General features: G+C 71.5%; 19 protein-coding genes. 5 read left to right on the top strand and 14 right to left on the bottom strand.

Annotation, left to right across the window (positions count from 1 at the left end; all coding sequences use genetic code 11):
- The 3 genes from BQ7106_RS00580 to BQ7106_RS00570 all read right to left on the bottom strand — a co-directional run bounded on the left by BQ7106_RS00580 (nt 1) and on the right by BQ7106_RS00570 (nt 3,383).
- Entirely contained in the window at nt 1–1,506 is a 1,506-nt protein-coding gene (locus BQ7106_RS00580; RefSeq protein WP_072369687.1) for a hypothetical protein, read from the bottom strand.
- A 319-nt stretch (nt 1,507–1,825) separates the two neighbouring features.
- Nucleotides 1,826–2,926, bottom strand: a complete 1,101-nt coding sequence (locus BQ7106_RS00575; RefSeq protein WP_072369684.1) for an MBL fold metallo-hydrolase — start codon at nt 2,924–2,926, stop codon at nt 1,826–1,828.
- On the bottom strand, nt 2,919–3,383 hold the full coding sequence (locus BQ7106_RS00570; RefSeq protein ID WP_072369682.1) for a NanQ anomerase/TabA/YiaL family protein: 465 nt from the start codon (nt 3,381–3,383) through the stop codon (nt 2,919–2,921). Before BQ7106_RS00570 ends, BQ7106_RS00575 begins: the two co-directional genes overlap by 8 nt.
- Nucleotides 3,384–3,537: 154 nt before the next feature.
- Here BQ7106_RS00570 and BQ7106_RS00565 point away from each other — a divergent pair, with 154 nt between their 5' ends.
- The 3 genes from BQ7106_RS00565 (at nt 3,538) to BQ7106_RS00555 (ending at nt 7,453) form a co-directional block, all read left to right on the top strand.
- Nucleotides 3,538–4,419, top strand: coding sequence for an Mrp/NBP35 family ATP-binding protein (locus tag BQ7106_RS00565; protein ID WP_072369679.1), 882 nt, complete (start codon nt 3,538–3,540; stop codon nt 4,417–4,419).
- Between the two features lies 1 nt (nt 4,420).
- Nucleotides 4,421–5,656 (top strand): NAD(P)/FAD-dependent oxidoreductase, encoded by a 1,236-nt coding sequence (locus BQ7106_RS00560; protein WP_205407637.1) that lies wholly within the window; start codon nt 4,421–4,423, stop codon nt 5,654–5,656.
- A gap of 129 nt (nt 5,657–5,785) precedes the next feature.
- Nucleotides 5,786–7,453 (top strand): NAD(P)/FAD-dependent oxidoreductase, encoded by a 1,668-nt coding sequence (locus BQ7106_RS00555; protein WP_072369676.1) that lies wholly within the window; start codon nt 5,786–5,788, stop codon nt 7,451–7,453.
- Nucleotides 7,454–7,500: 47 nt separating this feature from the next.
- Here BQ7106_RS00555 and BQ7106_RS00550 read toward each other — a convergent pair whose 3' ends face one another.
- Genes BQ7106_RS00550 through uvrB form a run of 3 tightly spaced genes read right to left on the bottom strand, consistent with a single transcriptional unit; the run spans nt 7,501 to nt 11,284 of the window.
- A complete protein-coding gene (locus tag BQ7106_RS00550) occupies nt 7,501–7,782 on the bottom strand; it encodes a PTS sugar transporter subunit IIB (RefSeq protein ID WP_072369673.1) in 282 nt (93 codons plus the stop codon).
- A gap of 1 nt (nt 7,783) precedes the next feature.
- Nucleotides 7,784–8,995: an Mbeg1-like protein gene (locus tag BQ7106_RS00545; RefSeq protein ID WP_072369670.1), complete on the bottom strand. Its 1,212-nt coding sequence runs from the start codon at nt 8,993–8,995 to the stop codon at nt 7,784–7,786.
- 57 nt (nt 8,996–9,052) lie between these two features.
- Complete coding sequence (gene uvrB / locus BQ7106_RS00540; protein ID WP_072369668.1) at nt 9,053–11,284, bottom strand: excinuclease ABC subunit UvrB; 2,232 nt, start codon at nt 11,282–11,284, stop codon at nt 9,053–9,055.
- Between the two features lie 130 nt (nt 11,285–11,414).
- Between uvrB and BQ7106_RS00535 the strand changes: the two genes are divergently transcribed.
- Nucleotides 11,415–13,784 carry a tetratricopeptide repeat protein gene (locus tag BQ7106_RS00535; RefSeq protein WP_129583750.1) on the top strand — a complete coding sequence of 790 codons (2,370 nt, stop codon included), beginning with the start codon at nt 11,415–11,417 and terminating at the stop codon, nt 13,782–13,784.
- Here the strand turns inward: BQ7106_RS00535 and BQ7106_RS00530 are convergent.
- From BQ7106_RS00530 to rpsA, 8 genes are all read right to left on the bottom strand, one after another.
- Nucleotides 13,771–14,370: a lytic transglycosylase domain-containing protein gene (locus tag BQ7106_RS00530; protein ID WP_072369662.1), complete on the bottom strand. Its 600-nt coding sequence runs from the start codon at nt 14,368–14,370 to the stop codon at nt 13,771–13,773. The two genes, BQ7106_RS00535 and BQ7106_RS00530, sit on opposite strands and share 14 nt — an antisense overlap.
- On the bottom strand, nt 14,357–15,031 hold the full coding sequence (coaE, locus tag BQ7106_RS00525; RefSeq protein WP_072369659.1) for a dephospho-CoA kinase: 675 nt from the start codon (nt 15,029–15,031) through the stop codon (nt 14,357–14,359). Before coaE ends, BQ7106_RS00530 begins: the two co-directional genes overlap by 14 nt.
- A gap of 34 nt (nt 15,032–15,065) precedes the next feature.
- The gene (locus BQ7106_RS00520; protein WP_072369656.1) at nt 15,066–15,692 is read right to left on the bottom strand and encodes an ATP-binding cassette domain-containing protein; all 627 of its coding nucleotides are present in this window, start codon (nt 15,690–15,692) and stop codon (nt 15,066–15,068) included.
- Complete coding sequence (locus BQ7106_RS00515) at nt 15,689–16,480, bottom strand: ABC transporter permease (RefSeq protein WP_072369653.1); 792 nt, start codon at nt 16,478–16,480, stop codon at nt 15,689–15,691. Before BQ7106_RS00515 ends, BQ7106_RS00520 begins: the two co-directional genes overlap by 4 nt.
- 3 nt (nt 16,481–16,483) lie before the next feature.
- Entirely contained in the window at nt 16,484–17,524 is a 1,041-nt protein-coding gene (locus BQ7106_RS00510; protein ID WP_072369650.1) for an ABC transporter substrate-binding protein, read from the bottom strand.
- A gap of 87 nt (nt 17,525–17,611) precedes the next feature.
- Nucleotides 17,612–18,022 carry a zinc ribbon domain-containing protein gene (locus BQ7106_RS00505; protein ID WP_072369647.1) on the bottom strand — a complete coding sequence of 137 codons (411 nt, stop codon included), beginning with the start codon at nt 18,020–18,022 and terminating at the stop codon, nt 17,612–17,614.
- A 176-nt stretch (nt 18,023–18,198) separates the two neighbouring features.
- A complete protein-coding gene (locus BQ7106_RS00500; protein ID WP_072369644.1) occupies nt 18,199–19,254 on the bottom strand; it encodes a zinc-binding metallopeptidase family protein in 1,056 nt (351 codons plus the stop codon).
- Nucleotides 19,255–19,379: 125 nt separating this feature from the next.
- Nucleotides 19,380–20,561: a 30S ribosomal protein S1 gene (gene rpsA / locus BQ7106_RS00495; RefSeq protein WP_072369641.1), complete on the bottom strand. Its 1,182-nt coding sequence runs from the start codon at nt 20,559–20,561 to the stop codon at nt 19,380–19,382.
- 243 nt (nt 20,562–20,804) lie between these two features.
- On the opposite strand from rpsA, the gene BQ7106_RS00490 reads away from it, so the two are divergent.
- On the top strand, nt 20,805–21,539 hold the full coding sequence (locus BQ7106_RS00490) for an HAD family hydrolase (protein WP_072369638.1): 735 nt from the start codon (nt 20,805–20,807) through the stop codon (nt 21,537–21,539).
- Nucleotides 21,540–21,883 lie beyond the last annotated feature (344 nt).

The following is a 21,883-nucleotide window of genomic DNA, read 5'->3' as shown; positions in this document are numbered from 1 at the left end:
TCATGCGACGGGAGACACGAGCAGGGCGAGGGAGTAGGTGCGACGGTCGTAGGGACGCCAGAGCTCGCGCTCCCACGCGACGCGCAGGCCGAGCTCGTCCGCAGCCCGCACGGCCTCGGCGCCGTCCCCGGAGAGCCACAGAAGCGCGGGGGCACCCGGGGAAAGCGTCTCGGCCGGGTCGGAGGCGCATCGCATCGCTGGGGCGAAGGCCTCGTAGGCCGCCTCCCAGCCGCCGCCCGACCAGTCGGCATAGACGAGCTCCGTGCCGGGGCACGACGCGGCGAGGCTCCCCAGCAGCGTCACGTCGGCGGAGGCGACCGGAGCGCCCGCCTCGCGCACGATCTCGGCCGGCGCGCGGCTCGCCGGGTCGTAGGCGGCGCCCAGGAAGGCCGCCTGCGAGAGCGCCGCGACGAGACCGAGCGCGACGCCGAGCGCCCGGCGCCTCGCGGGGGACAGCCCGCCCGACCCGACGGCGACCGCAAGCGCGAGCGGCCCCGCGCTGACGCAGAGGTAGCGCCAGTGGAGGACCGCGGTTCTCAGGACCGCGCCCGCGACGGCGCCGACGAGCACCGGGGCGAGGTAGCAGGCGAGCCCCCAGGAGGCGGCGCGGCGAGGGGCCGGGGCGGCGAGCCGGGCCCCGCGCGCAGCCGCGGCGAGCAGCGAGAGCGAGAGCGCGGCGAGGGCAAGGAGAAGGACCATCTGCCGCGACCAGCCGACGGCGGCCTCCAGCGGCTCGCTGACGAGCGGGGCGGCGGCGAGGCGCAGCACGTCGACAAGGCCGAGGCGCACCCAGAAGCCCCCGGAGACGGTCGCGGCCTGTCCGGACACGACGACGAGCCACGGCGCGTACGCCGCGACCTGCGCGAGCGCGAGCAGGAGCTGGGTCAGCGCCGCGCGGCGCGCGACGCCCCCTCGCAGGCGCAGGAGCGAGGCGAGCAGGCAGGCGTTGACGGCGAAGGCGGCCATGGCAGCGTAGTAGTGCAGGTACGCCGCCGCGAGGCCGCCGAGCGCGAGGCCCGCCCAGGTGGCCGGCTCGGCATCGAGGCCCCTCTCGACGCGCTCGCGCACCCCGAGCGCGCAGAGGAGGCACGCGGCCGCGGCGAGGGCGGCCCACGAGTACATGCGCACCTGGCACGCGAGGTAGGCGGGGGCGGGCAGCAGCGCGACGAGCGCCGTGAAGCGCATCCCCGCGGCGCGGCCGTGGCGCGGCGCCACGTGCGTGAGGCCGAGCGCGGCGACCGCGATCGCCCCGGAGACCGAGAGCAGCCTGAGCGCCCAGACCCGACCCCCCGCGAGCAGCCAGACGACGCGCAGCATGAGGTAGTAGAGCGGCGGATGGACGTCCGTCGCGGCGATCCTCAGCAGCTCCGGCGCCGAGTGCGCCGCGAGCGCCACCGAGTACGCCTCGTCGAACCAGAGATTGTCGTGCATCGCCCCCGCCACCAGCAGCGCAGCGCACGCGACGAGCAGCGCGACGTGGGCCGGAAAGCCCCCTCGCCCTCCCATGCGGGCCACCTCCTTCCAGGTGGCCCGACCCTACGGCTCTCCGGGGTCGGCGTCTGCCATCAGGGCGCTTCCTGGAAGCTGACGGCGAGGGCATCAGGAGTCACATCGAGAAGAACATCAAGAAGACGTGCGGGTTGCGGACGGTCCTGGGCACGAAACCGACCGGAACTCGCACGTGTTCGGGGAACGTGCGGGTTGCGGACGGTCCTGGGCACGAAACCGACCGGAACTCGCACGTGTTCGGGGAACGTGCGGGTTGCGGACGGTCCTGGGCACGAAACCGACCGCAGCCCGCACGTACTTCTCGGCTGGCGCGGCCCTATGCCGGGAGATAGCGGCTCACGCCGTCCCTCCCGGGCTCGCGGCGAACGGCCCCCGTCGCGACGAGGTGGTCCAGGTGCGCGACGCTCTCGGACACGAGGAACCACCGCGTCATCGCGGGGGTCTCGGCCCAGCGCTCGAAGGGCGCGCGCCAGCCCATCGCCGGCACGAGCTCGTAGCCCGTCTGCCCCGGGCGCTCGCGGATCGCGGCCAGGGCGCGGGCCCCCCGGCGCTCGTGGTGGCCCGCGTTGCCGAGGCAGCGCTCGGCGACGTCGCCCTCCTGCAGGCCGTGGCCCATGAAGGCGTGCTCGATGCCGCGCGCTGCCAGGGCGCGCAGCGTGGCGAGCTGCTCGCCGAGCGGGTCCTCGCCCTCCCCCCAGAAGCCGACGCAGGTGGAGCAGAGGAAGAGCACCGCGTCGCCGAGAAACGCCGTGCGCGTGGAGGGCTCCCAGAGCACGCACTGCCCGGGCGTGTGGCCCGGCGCCGGCACGACCTCGAGCTCCCAGCGCCCGCAGCGCACCGACGCACCGACGCGCACCGTCTCGAAGGCGATCTTCTCGCGCTCGAAGCTGACCACGTGGTCCCAGATGACGTCGGCGAGCTCCCGGGCCTCCGCGGCGGGCGTCCCCTCCGCGGAGAGGCGCGCCACCATCTCGTCGCGCCAGGCGCTCACGGCGAAGCGGCGCATGTCGGCGAGGACGCCCTCGGGCACGAGCACGCGCGCCCCGGCCTCGGCCAGCTCGCGCGCGAGCCCCACGTGGTCGATGTGGGCGTGCGTGCAGAAGAGCGTGGCGCGCGTCGGGTCGACCCCCAGGCCGAGGAGGGCGCGCATGAGGCGCGTGTCGTTCATGGGGTCGGGGGTCCCGGCGTCCACCACGAGCGCCTCGTCGCCGTCGAGCACCACGAAGGCGTTGACCGAGGGCAGGAACGTGTCGTGCATGAGCAGCTCCACGCGCCAGACCTCGGGCTCGTCGAGCACGCGCCGGCAGGTGAAGCCGTCCTCGTCCAGCGTGAAGCAGTTGGCGCCGCAGCCCTGGCCCCAGTCCTCGCCGGGGAGGGGGCCGGCGGAGCCCCCGGTCGCCGGCAGCCCGCTAGTCAACGAGTACCTTCACGCAGACCTTCTTGAGCGGCGCGGGACCCGCGCCGGCGGGGCAGCAGCCCGGCTTGTGCGCGTCGGAGGGCGGCGTGACCACGAGCTCGCCGGGTCGCACCACGACCCAGGACTCGCGGTCCCCCGGGGTGTAGAGGCCGAAGTCGTCCTCCTCGGAGAACTCGCCGACCGGCTCGCACTCCCCCACCGGCGCCACGCCGATGAGCTCGGTGCCGCTGATCACGAAGTGGACGTCGGCGTAGCGACGGTGCGCCTCGTAGTTCTTCTCGCCCGACGGGACGGTCGTGAGCTCCTGCACGTTGGCAAAGACCTCGTCGCCCATGACCTCGTGACGGCCCGGCTCGAGGTCGGCGAGGTCCTCGCGGGCAAGGAACTCGAGCGCCCTCCCGAGACGGTCGGCGGAGAGGCCGCTGACGGGGGCCTCGGACAGTGACGTGAAGATCATGGGAGCTCCCTCCTCTTGTGGCCGGGGACGACCCGGCTCCGCGGGGCGCCGCATGGCGCCTTCTGCCAGTATGCACCATGCGGCGGCCGTGCCTTGGGTAGAATCGAGACGTTGCACACGCGCGCCGTCACGCGGCGCCGAGGAGAGGAAGCGCATGGAAGCGAGCGACCAGGAGAGGCTCCGCAAGGAGGTCGACGAGGTGCTGCACGGCAAGGGCAAGCAGCCCCAGGGACCGGAGCTCTTCAAGCAGAACGACTACTCCAACGTCCGCCACGTGATCGGCGTGGTGTCGGGGAAGGGGGGCGTGGGCAAGTCGCTCGTGTGCGGCGTGCTCGCGGTGGAGCTCGCGAGGCGCGGCGCGCGCGTCGGCGTGCTCGACGCGGACATCACCGGCCCCTCGATCCCCAAGATGCTCGGCCTCTCGGGCGCGCGGGCGAGGGGCGTCGACGAGCTCATCGTCCCCGTGAGGACCAAGGGCGGCATCGAGGTCATGAGCGCCAACCTCGTGCTCGAGCACGAGACCGACCCGGTGATCTGGCGCGGGCCCGTGGTCGCCGGCGCCATCAAGCAGTTCTGGGAGGACTGCGCCTGGGGCGAGCTCGACTACCTGCTCGTCGACATGCCCCCCGGGACCGGCGACGTGCCGCTCACCGTGTTCCAGTCGCTGCCGGTGGACGGCATCGTCATCGTGAGCTCGCCGCAGGACCTCGTCCAGATGGTCGTGGGCAAGGCGGTCAACATGGCCAACATGATGCAGGTGCCCGTGCTCGGCCTCGTCGAGAACATGGCGTACGTCGAGTGCCCGGACTGCGGCAGGAAGATCTACCCCTTTGGCCCCTCCCGCCTGAAGGAGACCGCCGAGGCCTTCGACATCGAGGCGCTGGGGCAGCTTCCCATTGACCCGCGCATCGCCGAGTCCTGCGACAGGGGCACCTTCGAGGACGAGCTGCCCGCGGGAACGCTCTCCGAGGCCGTCGACACGGTGGTCAGCGTGGCCGAGTTCGTCGACGCGCTGCGCGGCGGCCAGGAGGGCTAGCTTGGCGCAGCGGGCGAGAAGGACCTCGGGCGGCAGGCTCCCCTCCCGCGCGCGGGCGCGGGAGGAGGCGCTCGCCGCCGCGCTTTCCGTGCGCGTCCCCGAGTCGTGCGACGTCTGCGTGGCGGGGGGCGGCGCGGCGGGAATCGCGGCGGGGATCGCGGCGGCGGAGGAGGGCGCGAGCGTCTGCGTGCTCGAGCGCTCGGTCGCCTGCGGGCGCACGATCCTGGCCACCGGCAACGGGCGCTGCAACTTCATGAACGCGGGGCTGTGCGGCGACGACCCGGAATGGGGACGCTACAACGACCCCGCGTTCGTCGAGGCCGCGTGCGGGTCGGGCTTCGGCGACGAGGTGCTCGCGTTCTTCGAGGACTGCGGCCTCGCGTGGGCGCGCGAGGAGGGAGGGCGGCTCTACCCGCTCTCGCGCCAGGCGTCCTCGGTGCGCGAGGTCCTGCTCGCGCGCGCCGCGCGCGCGGGCGTGACGCTCGCCCCCGCGCGCGAGGTCGCCGCGATGGCGCGCGCGGGTGACGGCGGATGGGTCACGAGCTTCGACGCCGGCGACGGCGTGCACGGGCGGCTCCGCTCCCGGGCGGCGGTCCTCGCGGCGGGGGGCGGCGAGCAGCTCGCCCGCGACCTCGGCCTCGCGTGCGCGCCGTGGCGGCCCGTGCTCTGCTCGCTGCGGTGCGACGCCCCCGAGGGGGTCTCCCTCGACGCGCTCGACGGGCGCCGGGCGCACGTGGTCGCGCGCCTCCTTCGCGACGGCGACGAGGTGGCCGTCGAGCGGGGAGAGGTGCTCTTCAGGCCGTACGGCATCTCCGGCATCGTGACCTTCGACCTCTCGCGCCGCGCGCTTCCCGGGGACGTGGTGTCGCTCGACCTCACGGGGGGCCTCGGCGCCGAGCGGGCCCGCCGCCTCGCTCGAGCGGCCGGGAGCTGCGCGGGCGTGCTCGACCCCCGGATCGCCGGCGCGCTCGGCCCGGGTGCGCTCGACCGCGCGCTCGACCTGCGGCTCGTCGTGCGCGGCCCCGCCGAGCCAGAGCGCGCGCAGGTCTCGCGCGGGGGCCTCGCGTGCGCGCAGTTCGACCCCGCGACGCTCGGGGCGCGCGAGCTGCCGGGACTCTTCGCCTGCGGCGAGGCGCTCGACGTCGACGGCGCGTGCGGCGGCTTCAACCTCGCCTGGGCATGGGCGAGCGGCCTTCGCGCCGGCCGAGCGGCGGCATCGCTGGCAGCGGGGCGCTGACTCGCCGCAAGGGCCGCGACCCGCGCCGAGAGGGACCGGCCGGCGAAGGCCGCCCCCGGACCGTCCCGTCCTTCGTCAGGTACTCTTATTCGATGGCGCCGGACGGCGCGCCCACGCGAAAGGATCCCCATGCTCGAGGTCTCTGGCATCCGCATCCCCCTCACCGATCTTGACGGCTCGGACGCCCGCGAGCTCGCCGCGTGCCGGCGCGCGCTCGCGCGCCGGCTCCGCGTGGGTTCCGGGGAGCTCGCCTCGGTCACCCGCAGGCGCCGTTCGATCGACGCGCGTCGCCACGGTGACGTCCACCTCACGTTCACGCTGCGCGCCGAGCTCGTCGGCGGGGCGGGGGCCGAGCGCGCGCTCCTCGCGCGACTCTCCAGGAGGCGCGCCGACAAGGGCGTGCGCGTCGTTGACGAGGAGCCCTTCCGCCTCCCGGAGCACGTCCACCCCTCCCCCGTCGCGCGCCCGGTCGTCGTCGGGGCGGGGTGCGCCGGGCTCTTCTGCGCGCTCTCGCTCGCGCGCGCGGGGCTCGAGCCGCTGCTCGTGGAGCGCGGGGACGACGCCGCGCGCCGCACGGAGGTCGTGCGGCGCCACGACGAGACCGGCGAGCTCGACTGCGAGAGCAACATCCAGTTCGGCGTGGGCGGGGCCGGCACCTTCTCGGACGGAAAGCTCCAGACCGGGACCAAGAGCCCCGCGCACCGCCTCATCCTCGAGACCTTCGTCTCCGCGGGCGCCCAGCCCCAGATTCTCTGGGACGCCAAGCCGCACGTGGGAAGCGACGTCCTCCCGAGGGTGGTGACCGACATCGTCCGGATGATCGAGGAGGCGGGGGGCGAGGTGCGGTGCAGGTGCCGCATGAGCGACCTCGACATCGTGGACGGAGCGGTTCGCGCCGTGACCCTCACGAGTCTCTGCCCGGACGGCTCCGTGCGCGAGGAGCGCGTCGCGACCTCGTGCGTGGCGCTCGCGTGCGGCCACTCGGCTCGCGACGTCTTCGAGCTGCTGCGCGAGCGCGGCGTCCCCATGGAGCGCAAGACCTTTGCGATGGGCGTGCGCATCGAGCACCTTCAGGCGCAGATCGACCGCGCCCTCTACGGCGCCGCCGCCGGCCACCCCGCCCTGGGCGCGGCGCCCTACAGCCTCTCGTGCCACCTGCCCTCCGGGCGCAGCGCGTTCTCGTTCTGCATGTGCCCCGGCGGCTACGTGGTCTCCGCCGCGAGCGAGCCGGGCGGGGTCTGCACGAACGGCATGAGCCTCTCCGACCGCGCCGGGTCGAACGCGAACTCGGGCCTGCTCACGAACGTGTTCCCGGACGACCTCCCCGGGTCTGACGTGCTCGCCGGAGTCGAGCTGCAGCGCTCCTGCGAGCGCGCGGCGTACGCCGCGGGCGGGGGCGGCTACGTCGCGCCCGCCCAGCTCGTGGGCGACTTCCTGCGCGATACCCCCTCGAGCGCGGGAGGGCGCGTCGAGCCCACCTTCCCCCGTGGCGTCACCTGGGGCGAGGTCGGGCCCTGCCTGCCTCCGTACGTCACCGAGACCCTGCGCGCGGCGATTCCCGCACTCGGTCGCAAGCTGCGCGGCTTCGACGTCGAGGACGCGGTGCTCACCGGCGTCGAGACCAGGTCGAGCTCGCCGGTTCGCGTGACGCGCGGCGACGACGGACAGAGCGTGGGGGCGCGCGGGCTCTGGCCGCTCGGGGAGGGCGCGGGCTACGCCGGGGGCATCATGAGCGCGGCGACCGACGGCATCCTCGCGGCGCAGAAGATCGTCGCCTCCTACGGGACCGGCGCGTAGGGACGGGGCCGCGACCCCGCGCTCGCGCGTCGCCCCGCGCGGCGGCCCTAGCGGCCGCGGATGGCGTCGAGCAGCCGCTCCAGCTCGTCCTCCTGGTTCATTCCGGTGAGGAAGGCGACGCCGCTCACGGTGGGAACGTCGTAGCTCCTCTCGGTGCTGACCACGGGAACGAAGGCGTCCGCGTCGACGAGGGCGTCGTCCACGTGCGCGACGTCCACGGCAACCACCTCCGCCTCGGCCCCTCGCTCGGCGAGCAGCCTCCGCAGCTTGACCGCGACCATCTCCGACGTCGCCACTCCGGACCCGCACGCTACCACGATCTTCGCCATGTCAACCTCCCGTCGTCGGGCTCGTCTCCTCCGAACCCATTCTACCCGGCAGCAGCGCGACGAGGTCAGGGAACTGCGGGGGCTCGAACCCCGGCATCTGGGGGAGCTGGGGAAGCTCGATGCCGGGAACTGCCGCGCGCACGAGCAGCGAGAGCGCGCGGGTGATGTGCTCGCGGCGCTCGGGCGGGAGGCCTCCCAGCTCACGCAGCATGGCGGGGACGGCCGTCTGCCAGCTCTCCCCCAAATCGGCGAAGGTGTCCTTGCCGCCGGCGGCGAGCACCGAGAAGAGCGCGCCCACGAAGCCCTCGCGCTCCTCGCGCGTCATGCTCGAGATCCACTGGTTGAGCTTCTCGTCCACGAACCCCGCGCCGCGGCCGAGGCCCTCGACGGGAGCGAACGCGTCGCCGTCGACCACCCACGAGAACGGGTCGTGCTGCGCCACGCCCATGACCGAGGAGTCGACGACCGCGTACTCCTCCTGCTGCTCGAAGAGCATCCCGATGAGCGAGGAGCGCGGCACGGTCTTCGACACGAGGTCGGAGCGCTCCCGCCAGCCGGCCGACGCGAGGGTCTCCCGCGTGAAGCCCGGGCCGTCGTGAGAGAACACGCGCTCGAGCTTCGCCGCCGCGGAGGCGTCGCACGTGCACGCCGCGTAGACGGCGAGGTTGCCCCCCTTGGAGTGGCCGCCCGCCCAGAGCGGGCCCTCCGCGCGGCGCGCGGCGCGCTCGAGGTAGGCCGTCGCGGCGAGCTGCGACGGGACCCCGGTCTCGAATGCCATGTTGAAGTCCTCGCGCCACCCCACGAGCGTGTTGTCCGTCCCCCTGAACGAGACGTACGACCCACCCCCGGGGAGGTCGAGCGTACAGGCGGAGAACTGCTTGTCCTCCGCCACGCTGAAGTCGTCGACGTGGTCTCGCATGACGACGTCCCGAAAGCGCGGGCTCGCGGCGAGAAGGGCGAGCAGGCGCGAGAGCCCCTCGGGGTCCCAGAGCCCGTGCGTCATCTCGCCCGCGTACTCGGCGCGGAACAGCTCGCGAAGGCTCACCCCGTCACCCTCCCACGCGCCCCCGAGCTCGCGCGGCACGCGGAAGTACGAGACGCACGACAGCACGAGGCTGTCCACGTCCGAGAGCGGTCGCTCGACAAAGGTGTCGAACGCTCGCGAGAGGTACCCGAAGACGTTCCTCTCGGACGGCGAGAAGAGCGCGTCCATCACATCACTCCCTCATCGGTCGGCGCTCCCCCGCGCCGGGGCGCGGGGGTCGGTCGGTCACTTCTTGCGGGGGCGGTAGCGACGCCGCGTGGCGTGCGCGCTGCCCTTGCGCGCCCCCGCCTTGAGGCGCGCGATGACGTCGTCGGCCGACGAGCCCTCGAGGTGCGTGCGGATGGCGACGATCTGGTCGCGCAGGCGCGCGGCGGTCTCGAAGTCCATCGCCTCCGACGCGACCTCCATCTCCTCCTCGAGGGCGTCGAGGACGTCGGAGACCTCGGACGACGAGAGCCCCGCGAGCTCGGCGGCAACGGACTGAGCCACCTCGGCGCTCTCGGGCGCCTCGGGCGCGGCCGCGAGGCTCTCGAAGGCACCGTGGCTGCCGGTGCCGTGGCGGTCACGCGTCTTGCCCTCGAGCGTGCGCTCCGCGTCCGAGATGAACGAAGAGACGTCCGTGATGGACTTCTTCACCGTGCGCGGCACGATGCCGTGCTCCAGGTTGAACGCCTCCTGGATCTGGCGGCGGCGGGCCGTCTCGCCGATGGCCTCGCGCATGGAGTCGGTGACGGCGTCCGCGTACATGATGACCTCGCCCTGCGCGTTGCGCGCCGCGCGACCCATGGTCTGGATGAGGGAGCGCCTGTTGCGCAGGAACCCCTCCTTGTCCGCGTCCAGGATGGCGACGAGCGAGACCTCCGGGATGTCGAGGCCCTCGCGCAGCAGGTTGATGCCCACGAGCACGTCGATCTTCCCCATGCGCAGGTCCCGTATGATGTCCACGCGATCGAGCGTGGCAGTGTCGGAGTGCATGTAGTTCACGCGGATGCCCTCGTCGAGCAGGTGGTCGGTGAGGTCCTCTGCCATGCGCTTGGTGAGCGTGGTGACGAGCACGCGCTCCTTCCTGGAGACACGGTCCTTGATCTCGGCGAGCAGGTCGTCGATCTGCCCGCGCACGGGCCGGACGTCGACCTTGGGATCGAGCAGGCCCGTGGGACGGATGATCTGCTCGACCTCCTGCTGCGTGACCGACTCCTCGTAGTCGCCCGGGGTGGCGGAGACGTAGATGAACTGCGGGACGCGCTCCTCGAACTCGTCAAAGCGCAGGGGACGGTTGTCGAGCGCGGACGGCAGGCGGAACCCGTGGTCGACGAGGGTCACCTTGCGCGAGCGGTCGCCCTCGTACATGCCGCGAATCTGGGGCACCGTGACGTGTGACTCGTCGATGATGCAGAGCATGTCCCCGGGGAAGTAGTCGATGAGCGTGTAGGGGGGCTCGCCCGGCCTGCGTCCGTCGAGGTGGCGCGAGTAGTTCTCGATGCCGTTGCAGTATCCCATGGTCTCGAGCATCTCGAGGTCATAGCTCGTGCGCTGCGCCAGCCGCTGCGCCTCGAGGAGCATGTCGGCGGACTTGAGCTCGGCCACGCGCTCCTCGAGCTCCTCGTTGATGGTCTCGAGGGCGTGCGTGACCTTGGGGCGCTCGGTCACGTAGTGGGACGCCGGCCAGATCGGGATTGCGTCGAACTCGCGCACGACCTCGCCGGTGACGTTGTCGACCTCCGCGATGAGCTCGACCTCGTCCCCGAAGAAAGAGACGCGCAGCGGGTTCTCCGCGTAGGGCGGGAACACGTCGACGGTGTCCCCTCGCACGCGGAAGGTGCCGCGCGAGAGGTCGTAGTCGTTTCGGTCGTACTGGATGTCGATGAGGCTGCGGATGAGCTCGTCGCGCTCGAGCGGCTCGTCCTTGCTCACGTTGGGCGCGAGCCCGGCGTAGTCCTGCGGGCTGCCGATGCCGTAGATGCACGAGACCGAGGCGACCACGATGACGTCGCGCCGCGAGAGCAGGCTCGAGGTCGCCTGGTGACGCAGCTTCTCCACCTCCTCGTTGATGGAGGCGTCCTTCTCTATGTAGGTGTCCGTCTGGGGGACGTAGGCCTCGGGCTGGTAGTAGTCGTAGTACGAGACGAAGTACACGACCGCGTTGTTGGGGAAGAGCTCGCGCATCTCGCTCGCCACCTGGGCGGCAAGGGTCTTGTTGGGCTCCATGATGAGCGTGGGACGCCCGAGCCGCTCGATGGTCTTGGCCATCGTGAAGGTCTTGCCCGACCCCGTGACGCCCAGCAGCGTCTGGTAGCGAAGGCCGCGCTCCACGCCGTCCGCCAGCTTCTCGATCGCCTGCGGCTGGTCGCCCGCGGGCTCGTAGGGGGACACGACGCGCAGCGGCTCGCCACCCGACTCGCGACCGAAGCGCACGAGCTCGGCGCCGAAGCGCTCCCCCGACGCGGTCTCTCCCATCACGTCCTCCCCTCTCGTCGACTGGCTCAAGTGTACCCCATTTCCTAGACACCAAACAAGTGTTCTGGTATCTTCTTTCGGACGGAAACGGAGCTGGGCTAGAATGGACCCACCAAGGGAGGAGGAGCGGATGCAACGAGGCGATCGCGGGCAGAAGGCCCCCGGCAGGGGGGCTCTGAGGAGCGTGCTCCCGGTGCTCGGAGCCGTCGCGCTCGGCGTGGTCCTCGTGCTCTCCACCGAGAGCGGACCGCTCAGGACGCGTCTCGCGGGCAGGGTCCTGGGGATGGTCGTCCTCCTTGTCGGCATGGGGGCCTACCTCGGTGCGGAGCGCCGCAGAAGGAGGACCGAGAAGGACTTCGCGGACAGGCCGTGGCTCCGGAGGCCCGCCGCCGAGGGCTCCCCCGCAGACGACGGGCAGCACGCGAGCTCGTCTGACGCCCCGGGAGCGGCGGCGGGCGGCCCGCAGGGTGCTCCGCGCGCGAACCTCGAGGGCATGCTCGTCAATGCGGACGACGCGCTCCTCGCCCTGCGGGACCTCGCGTCGCACGGCGACCCCGCGGACTACGGCGTCCTCCCGACCCTGCTGAGGCGAATCGGCTTCGCCTCCTGGGAGGAGATGGGCCCGGTGCGCGCCATCAGGCTGCGCAGAAACGGGCGGTGGTGGCTCGCCCCGCGCTCCGGCGGTGAGCTCTCGGAGCGGGACTACGACCGCCTCACGTCCCTCGAGGCGGCGCTCAACATCAACGACGACGTCATGGGCCGCTCCTGGCCCGAGCGGATGTCACCCACCTGGCGCCTCACGCAGGTGCTCTCCGAGATCGCGGGGCTGCGGCCCGTCGAGTCGGCGCCCGGGAGCGTCCCCTCGCTCATCGGGGGCGTCGAGGGCGACGGGGAGTGGGCATGCCGGCTGCGCTTTGCCAACGCCGTCGAGAACCTCCCCGCCCCCTTCCGCATCGAGATGGCCTTCCAGGCAAACCTCGAGCGGGGCCTCTTCGGCATCGGCGTCGTGACGCCGCGCCCCGGTTGCCTCGCTCTCATGGGCGCCCGCTCGGAGGCGGCCTGGGCGCGCGCCTACGCGCTGCGCCTCGCGCTGCTCCTCGCGCGTCGGGCCTTCGCCGCGTCCCGCAGGGTCGAGCGCGTGGTCGTGAACTGCCACGAGCATGGCTCGCGGGAGACGCTGCTCTCGCTCGACCTCTCGCACGAGGCGCTCGAGCGCCTCGCCGCGACGTCCGGAAAGGCGTCCGTGGTCGACCGGGGCCTGCCCTCCGACCCCGCGCTGCGCTTCTCGCTCGACGCGGCGGGCTGGTTCAGGACGGTCGAGCCGTTTCTCGAGCTCGAGGGCGAGCAGCTCAGCCCGGCCGCCCGCTACCGGGAGCCCGAGCTCGACGGCGCCCCCTGCACCGACGCGCTCGCCGCCTCGTGCGGCGCCCGCACGGTCAGCGACCTCGGCATCATGGAGAAGGCGCCGCGCGCCGCGGCGTGGAACGCCATCGTCGGCGAGCTCGGGACGACCACGCAGGGCGCCGTGTCACGCCTCATGGCGCTTCGCGACGAGACCGGGGACCTCACGGTGGCGCAGGCCTGCGAGCGCGCGTGCGCCGCGCTCGTCGAGGGCACGGCGGACGTGTCGGACCTCGGCGGCCTCGCCCGGCTCTTCGTCGACGGCGGGACCCTCGGCTCCGCCGTCGCGCAGGCGCGAAGGGCGCTGGGAGAGGGCCAGGTGACGCCCGACCAGCTCGAGACCGCCCTGGATACGCTCCAGCAGGCAATCTCCCCCATCGAGCAGACGGGGATCTATCTCGACGACGCCGACTGCGTCTACCGCTACTTCAACTCCGTCCCCGAGCGCGTGAGCTACAACCTCTCCCACCGCGGCGACGACAGGCGCGTGCGCCTCGTGCCGGACGAGTACTACATCGCCCACTCCTGCGCCGCGCGCATCCTTGGGCTGCTCGGGCGTCACGACGAGGCCCTCGCGCACGCCGAGGCGCTCGTGCGCATGGCGCCCATGACGCCCGACGCCGCCCTGTCCAAGGTCCGGTGCCTCGAGGAGCAGTCGCGGATCTTCGAGTCCGCCGAGCTGCTCATGCGCGCGATCGAGTTCTCCTCCACCGCCCGCGACATGTCCATCTGCTTCTACCGCCTCGCCTTCATGGAGTGGAAGCTCGGCAGGAGCGACCTCGCCGTCGCCTGCTACCAGCGCGCGATCTCCCTCCACGAGGAGGTCGCGGCGCAGGCGCGCGACGAGCTCGCCGACCTGCTCGAGGCGGGAGGGCCCGGGCTCGCTCCGCTCGACGATAAGGACGTCGTGCCCGCGCTCGAGGCGGGCGGCATACCCGCGGGCCCCGTCGACCTCCTGCGCGAGCGACTCGGCGCGGCGGCGGGAGCCTGCGTCGACGCGGGCGTCCTCAGCGCCGCGAGGCCGCTCATGGGCGCCTTCGTCGAGCTCACGCGCGACGACGCGCTGACGGACGTCTACCGCTCGCTCATGCGCCCGTGATGCCGTCCGGGTAGCACCTCGCGTAGCCCTCGTAGGCGACGCGCACGCGCTCGAGGTAGGCGCGGGTCTCAGCGTACTCGATGCCCTCGGGCATGGTGCTGCCGTCAGCGATCCACCCCTGCACCGCGCCGATTCCCGCGTTGTACGCAGCGATGACCTCATCGAGCCCGGAAAGGTTGTCCTGGAGGTAGCCGAGATAGGCGCAGCCGTACTCGATGTTCACCTCCGGGTCGGTAAGCGAGGCGGGATCGAACTCGGACGCGCTCACGATCCCCAGGCTCACGAGGCTCTCGGCCGTGGACGGCATGACCTGCATGAGGCCGATCGCCCCCGCATGGGAGACGGCGCCCTCGTCCCAGCTGGACTCGCACGAGATGACCGCGCAGACGAGGTTGGGATCGACCCCATGGCGCCCCGACGAGGCGACGATGGCCTCCGCGTGGTCGACGGGAAACGCAAGCGACCTGACAAGCTCGACGGGTGCCGCCGAGAGCCCAGCGCTCATCGCCAGCGTGAGCCCCAGGACGAGCGCGGGGACCACGCGAAACCAGCGGAGCAGGCGCGTCTCGCGGCTACGCCTTGGCACTGCTGGCGCCCCTCTTGGGAACGTTCTCCCAGCCCTGCGCCTCACGCTCGTGCCACCAGTCGCGCACCTCCTGCACAAAGACGTCCATGGTTCGGATGTTGTTGAAGATGTGGCTGCAGTGAGCGCGCACGTAGGCGTCGGAGGGCTGCTGCTGGAGGCGACGGTCGAAGTCACGAGGGTCCATGCCGCGCTGCGCCGCGCGGGCCCGACGCGCGGGCACGGGACAGACCACGCCGATGATCTCGTCAGCCATGTCAAAGGAGCCGCGCATCCGATCGAGCAGCGGCACCTCCACCACCACGACCTTCTCCGGAGCGCCCGGGTCCTTCTCGCGCTCGATCCTCTCCTGCTCGGCGAGGGCGGCGACGCGGGCCCGGAGCAGCTCGTCGATCAGCGGGAGCTCGATCTCCTCGAGCGTGACCGTGCGCTCCGTCGAGGCAAAGGCGCGCTGGGCGAGCAGGTCGCGGCGCACGCCGCCCACCGGGTTGATGACGTCGTCGCCGAACTCCGCCCTGATCTGGGGCAGAATCCGCGACCCGGGGCCGAGCGCCTCGCGGGAGAGCTCGTCGAGGTCGATCAGCTCGGCACCGAGCTCCCTCATGGTCCTGGAAACGGTCGACTTGCCCGAGGCGATTCCCCCGGCGAGATAGATGACGTGCATGGGTCCTCCTTCGATTCGTGCGCCACCTATCATCTCACATGTGCGGGCCCCGGACGCCCCCCTCGCGAACCGTCCACAGGAGCGGTCGGTCGAGAAGGGCGACCTCGCGCTCGTCGTGAGTGACCCAGAGCACCGTCCGGCCCGCGAGAAGGGGCCGCAGAAAGTCGTTGACCCGCCGCGCGGTGCGCTCGTCCATGCCCTTGAGGGGCTCGTCGAACAGCATCACGTCCGCATCCGCCAGGGCGCACCGCAGGATGGCTACCCTTCTTCGCTGCCCGCCGGAGAGCTCGCGCACCGGTCTGCGGTCCACAGGCAGCCCCACCGCCTCGAGCGCCGCGCGCTCTCGCGCGAGCTCCCGCTCGAGCCGCGCGCCGCGCAGGGGCTCGAGGGGAAGGCGGATGTTCGCCGTCGCGGTGAGGCCGTCGAGGAGGCGGTCCTCCTGGAAGGTCATGGCGAGTCTCGCGCCGACCGGGCGCTCGACGCGGCCCGCGTCGGGGTCCTCGAGCCCCGCGAGCAGCCTCAGCACCGTGGTCTTTCCCGCGCCAGAGGGCCCCATGAGCACGTGCGTGCGACCGGGCGCGAACCGCGCCGTGACGTCTTCGAGCACGCGCAGGGCACCGTATGCCTTGCTGACGCCCGCCAGGGCGAGCCCCTCGCTCATGGCCGTGCCTCCCATCTGCGCAGCGCCGCGTCGAGAGCGCGTCGCGCGAGCGCCTCGAGACCGACCGAGAGCACGACGATCGCCACCGTCCATGCAAAGAGCGATGGGGTGTCGAGATAGACCTTCGCCTCGTAGAGGTGCTCTCCGATCGTGAGGTCGGGCAGTCCGATCACCTCGGCCGCGACCCCCGCCTTCCACGTGAGCCCGAGCGCGAGCGAAAGCGCGGCGCGAAGGTACGGGAGCACCTGGGTGACGTAGACGAGGCGGATCCGCTGCACGGGACCGATGCCGAAGACCCGCGCCATCTCGAGCAGCCCCGGGTCGGTCTGCTCGATCCCCTCGAGCACGTTGGTGTAGACGATCGGCATCGTCATGATCCACGCTATGACCACGGAGAGCTCGCTCGAGGGGACCCACATCAGCACGAGGATGACGAAGGAGGCGACGGGGACCGCCTTGAGCGCGCCCATCACCGGGGCGAGCAGCTCGCGCGCGACCCGCGAGCACCGCGCCGCGGGCGCGAGGGCAACGCCGCTGAGCGCGCCCGCCACGAAGCCCAGGGCGATGCGGCTAAGCGACGTGGCGACAGAGCGCCAGAACTCGCCCGTCCCCGCGAGCTCCGCCAGGCGGGCGAGCACCTCGACGGGGCCGACGAGCACGATTCTCGACCCGATCGCCGTCGCCGCGAGCTGCCAGACGAGGAGCCAGAAGGCAATCGCGAGCAGGCGGGCGCCCCAGGTCCCGGGGAGCCCGCCCGCCGCGCGTCGCCTGTTCGGAGCGCCGGACACGCGCTACGCGCCGTAGTAGAAGTCGTCCCCCGGGACGGAGCCGCCCACGGCCTGCGGGTTCTGGTCGGCAAGGACGGAGAGGTAGCCCGAGAGCCGCTCTTCCATCTCGTCTCCGGTTACGCAGACGATGTTGCACTCCGGGATCGCCTTCTCCGCGACCTCGGCGGTGACGATGTCGTAGTCGCCCACGAGCTGCGCCGCGTCGGCAACGTTGTCGTTCACGAACTCGACGGAGTCGGCGTAGTGCCCGAGGAACGCCTCGAGGGCGTCAGGGTGCTCGTCGGCAAAGGCGGAGCGGACGATGGCGACGCCGGTGACCATGGAGCTGCGCTCGTCACCGGTCTGGACCGCGTCCCACTCCTCCGTGAGGTCGAGCGCGACCCTGATCTGGTCGTTTTGCGCCTGAGCGGTGGTGACGAAGGGCTGGGGCAGCATCGCGACGGCGTTTGCCGAGGAGGTCGCGAGCGCCTGCACGCACTCCGCGTGCTCGCTCTTCCACTCGACGGTCACGTCCTGGCCCACCGTCAGACCGTTCTTCTCGAGGACGTAGGCAAGACCGTACTCGGGCGTCGAGCCCTTGCCGGAGGCGAAGATCGTCTTGCCGCGCAGGTCGGCCACCGTGTGGACGCTGTCGCCGAGCTCGCAGACGTAGAGGACGCCGAGGGTGTTGATCGCGATGGCGCGCACGCCGCCCTCGGTCTTGTTGTAGAGCACGGAGGCGAGGTTGGCCGGGACGGCGGCGATGTCGACCTCGCCCTTCGCCACGAGCGGCGTCACCTCGTCGGGTGACGCAACGATGTCGAAGGTGTAGTCGTTGTCGGCGAGCTCGCCGGCGTCAGCCTCGCTCATGAAGCGCACGAGCCCCATCGCGGTGGGCCCCTTCAGCGCGACGGCGCGGACCTCGACGGGCTCGGTCGCGTCGAGCGCCCCCTCGTCCGTGGCGTCGCCCGCGGGCTCCTCCCCGGCGACGCCGCTGCAGCCCGCAAGCGCGAGGGCCGCCGCGCCCGCGCCGGCGACCCGGAGAAACTTCCTTCTGCTCAACATGAGGTGACCTCCCGTGCACGTTGTGTTTGACCTGACAACGATACCACTGGGAGGTCCTTCTCGCCCCGTCCTTAGGCGACCGCGTACCTAGGCCTTGACCTCGAACTTGGTCCCGCACTTCGGGCAGGTGACGCGGAGCTTTCCCTTGCCGCGCGGAACGCGGACCTTCTGCTTGCAGGACGTGCAGCGCACGTGCCGGTACGTCCGCAGCTCGCGCCAGGCGGCGCGCGGGTTCTGGACCCAGGGGCGGGCCGGGCCGAGCGCCTTGAGAAACGCCGCGTTCTCGCGCGAGCGGCTGCCGAGGTTCTTGGACTGGATGCGGAACATCGCGTACGCGACGAGGGCGAGCGCGACCCAGCCGAGCGCGCCGACCCGCGCGAAGAGGTTCACGACCACCAGGACGATCGCGAGGTTCACGCAGAAGACCGCAAGGTCGTCAGGCCCCTGCCTCCCCCTCAGCCACTCGACCGCCTTGCGCTGCCAGTCACCTGATGCCATGTCATCCCTTCCGTCCTGAGCCAACGCTGCTCTGATACCCGTTACGGGCGCCACGTACACCCCGCCCGCGACGCCCGACGAGTTCTCCGCGAAAACTCGCCGCGCGCGGGCGGACCGGGGCGGCTCCCGCCCGGGCGGCGCCCCGCGAGCGACGCAGCCCGGGCGGGAGGTCGGCCCTAGCGCCCCTCCCCCATGAGGTAGGCCCGGGCGAGCAGCTCGGTCTCGACGAGCGCGTCGACGTGGCAGCGCTCCCGCCCGTGCGTGTTGAGGCAGGCCATGCCGAAGGCGCCTGCGGCGAGGTCGTTGCCATGGAGTGCCGCGGCGTTGGCGTCGGTCGAGTAGTGGAAGCAGACCTGGGTGTTCCAGTGACCCGGCGTGCACGCGGAGCGCGCGCAGGAGATGAGCGTGTTGGTGAGGTCCCAGTCGTACGGCCCCTTCGCGTCGGAGCAGATCACGCCCACGCTGTGCTCGTCCGAGCCCGCGTAGTCGGGGCCGATGAGCGTGATGTCGCAGGCGACGTACTCGTCGACCTCGTCGGGCACCCAGGACCCGCCGCGACCGATCTCCTCGTAGATCGGGAAGGCGAAGAGCGTGTCGTACGCGGGGCGCTCGCCGGTCTCGGCCAGCCAGCGCAGGCAGTCGAGAAGGACGGCGACGGCAGCCTTGTCATCGATGTGCCGGCTGATGACGAAGCCGTTGTCGAAGAGCTCGAAGTGGGGGTCGATCCCGATGACGGCCCCCTCGCCCACGCCGAGCGCCCGCGCGTCGGCGGCGGAGCTGACGTCGGCCACGAGCGAGACCGACATGGTGTCCTCGGTGCGCTCGTCGGTCTTCGCCTCGCCCCACACGTGGACGGAGTGGTGGTTGCAGATCACCTGGCCCGCAACGGTCCGGCCGTCGCGGCAGTGCACGAGGCAGGTCTCGCCCTCGATACTCGCGTAGTTGATGCCGCCGAGCTGCCGGACGCGCAGGGTCCCGTCCTCGTTGATGCCGCGGACCACGAGCCCGATCGTGTCGAGGTGGGCGCCCAGGCACACGGTCTTCTCGTCGCTTCTTCCCGGGACGCGCACGTAGGCCGTGGCGTTGTTGTCGACCGTCATCTCGTAGCCGAGCTCGCCGAGGGTCTCGCGCAGCCACTCGTGGATCTCGGGGTAGTAGCCCACGGGGCTCTCGACCTCGACGCACTCGCGCAGGGTCGCCAGCAGATGGTCCTTGTCGATGTCATGCGTCATGGGGTCCTCCTTGTGATGTGACAGGGGGACGGAGCGGTGACAGTCCACCCGTCCCCCTGTCCCGCGGTGCCAAGAGGGGGCCGCCCAAAGGACGGCCCCCTCGAGAAATCGGATTGTGCGAGGAGCTACTCCTCGGTGGCCTCGGGCTCGCTCTCCTCGGCCGGCTTGTCGCTCTCGGGGAGCGGCTTGACCTCGACCTCGGTGCCGAGGGTCTCGGCGGCGGCCTTCATGGACAGGGAGATGCGACGACGGTCGAGGTCGATCTCCATGACCTTCACCTGGACGTGGTCGCCCACGGAGCAGACCTGGGACGGCTGGTCCACGTGCTGCTTGGCCATCTCGGAGATGTGCACGAGGCCCTCCACGCCCTCGCCGAGGTCGACGAACGCACCGAAGGTGACGAGCTTGGTGACGGTGCCCTCGACGATGGCGTCGACGGGGTACTTCTTGACGAGCGTGCGCCAGGGGTCCTCGGTGGTCTGCTTGAGGCCGAGGGAGATGCGCTCGCGGTTGAGGTCGACGTCGAGCACCTGGACCTCGACCTCCTGGCCGACCTTGACGACCTCGGAGGGGTGGTTGACGTGGTTCCAGGAGAGCTCGGAGATGTGCACCAGGCCGTCGATGCCGCCGAGGTCGACGAAGGCGCCGAAGTCGACGATCGAGGAGACGGTGCCCTTGAGGCGCATGCCGACCTGCAGCTTGGAGAGGATCTCCTGGCGCTCGGCCTTGCGGGCCTCCTCGAGGACGACGCGACGGGAGAGGACGACGTTGTTGCGGTTGCGGTCCATCTCGATGACGCGGGCCTCGATGCGGGTGCCGAGGTAGGCGTTGAGGTCCTTGACGCGACGGAGGTCGACGAGGGAGGCGGGCAGGAAGCCGCGCAGGCCGATGTCGAGGATCAGGCCGCCCTTGACGACCTCGATGACCTCGCCCTCGACGGTCTCGCCGGAGTTGAACTTCTCCTCGACGGCGTTCCAGGCGCGCTCGTACTCGGCGCGCTTCTTGGAGAGGACGAGACGGCCCTCCTTGTCCTCCTTCTGGAGGACAAGCGCCTCGATCTCGTCGCCCATGGCGACGACGTCGGCCGGGTTGACGTCCTTGCGGATGGAGAGCTCGCGGGACGGGATGACGCCCTCGGACTTGTAGCCGATGTCAAGCAGGACCTCGTCGCGCTCGAGCTTCACGACGGTGCCGGTGACGAGGTCGCCCTCGTCGAAGTCGGTCACGGTGCCGTCGATGAGGTTGTTCATCTCCTCGTCGGAGATGTCATCCAGCGCGAAGATGGACGAGTTCTGAATCTCACTCAAAGGTGGACCCCTTTCGAGAAACGGGGCCCCGGTCGTCATGGTCGCTGCCTGCAGTGCCTAGAATCGTGGCGTCTACGTGGAAACTTACATGCTCTCGGGGGCCGACAGATACGTTTGTGCGGGCCCTGTGCCCACACGGAGGATAGAGTAGCGTTTTTCGCGTGTGTATTTCAAGCGCCGCGGCTGGGTATTTATTATTTTCTCAGACCCGCTCCACCAACGACGACGTCCGGAGGCTCACCCGTGATCAAAGCGGTGCTCTTCGACCTTGACGACACGCTGCTGCGCCTTAACCTCTCCGCGTTCATCCTGCGCTACGTCGCGGGGGCGTCGAGGCTGCTCGCGGACGCCGCGCGCACGAGCCCCGCCGCGCTCGCGCTCCCCTTCGCCCGGAGCTTCCTCGCCATCGACGCCCAGGACCGCAGCGACTCGCTCACCAACGCGCAGCTCTTCAACCAGACGTTCTTCCGCGGCTGCGGCATCCCGCTCGACGACCCCGTCGTCCACGACCTCGTCGACTGCTACGAGCGGGAGGTCGTCCCCACCTTCTCGGGCGGCATCGTGTCCGCCCGGCCCGTCGAGGGCGCCCGTCGGGCGATCGACGCCGTCTGGTCCGAGGGGCTCGTCTGCGCCCTCGCGACCAACCCCACGTTCTCGCTCGCGTGCGACCGCGCCCGCATGGAGTGGGCGGGCGTCCACGTCGACGACTTCGCCCTGATCTCGACCATCGACAACTCCACGCGCTGCAAGCCGAGCGCGCGCTACTACCAGGAGTTCGCGAACCAGCTGGGCGTGCGCCTCGAGGAGTGCCTCATGGTCGGCAACGACGCCTCCCGCGACCTGCCGCGCCCCGACTGCGGGCTGCGCACCGCCTACGTGGGGCACGCGAGGCCCCGCGGGGCCGTGTGGCGCGGGTCGATGGAGCGCCTCGCCCAAGAGCTCCCCGAGCTCGTGCGCCGCCTGGGCGACGAGGGGTAGCGCGCCCAGGCCGAGGCGGTCGCCGGAACGCCCCCATGCCCTGCCGCCCGCTGGCCCGCCATCATAAAACGCGTCCCTTTGGGTAGTCGTCCCGCCGGTCGCCGCCCCCGCTGTCAAAGAAGCCCTCCCATTGGGTATTTGCCCTCGGTCGCGTCGCCCAGAGTAGCGATTTTGCGAGGAAACCCCCTCGGTTGGGTATAACAATTGATGTTCAGAGGCCCCAAGCGGTCGAGAAGAACCGTCGAACCCCCAGATTTGTCAGCTCCTCCCACCGATTGGGTAGCATGTTTGATGCAAGCGGGCGGCCAACATCAAACTTGCTACCCAATCGCGGCCCCTTCCGG

Source organism: Thermophilibacter mediterraneus (assembly GCF_900119385.1).
GTDB lineage: Bacteria > Actinomycetota > Coriobacteriia > Coriobacteriales > Atopobiaceae > Thermophilibacter > Thermophilibacter mediterraneus.
This window is presented reverse-complemented; position numbering and strand designations above follow the sequence as displayed.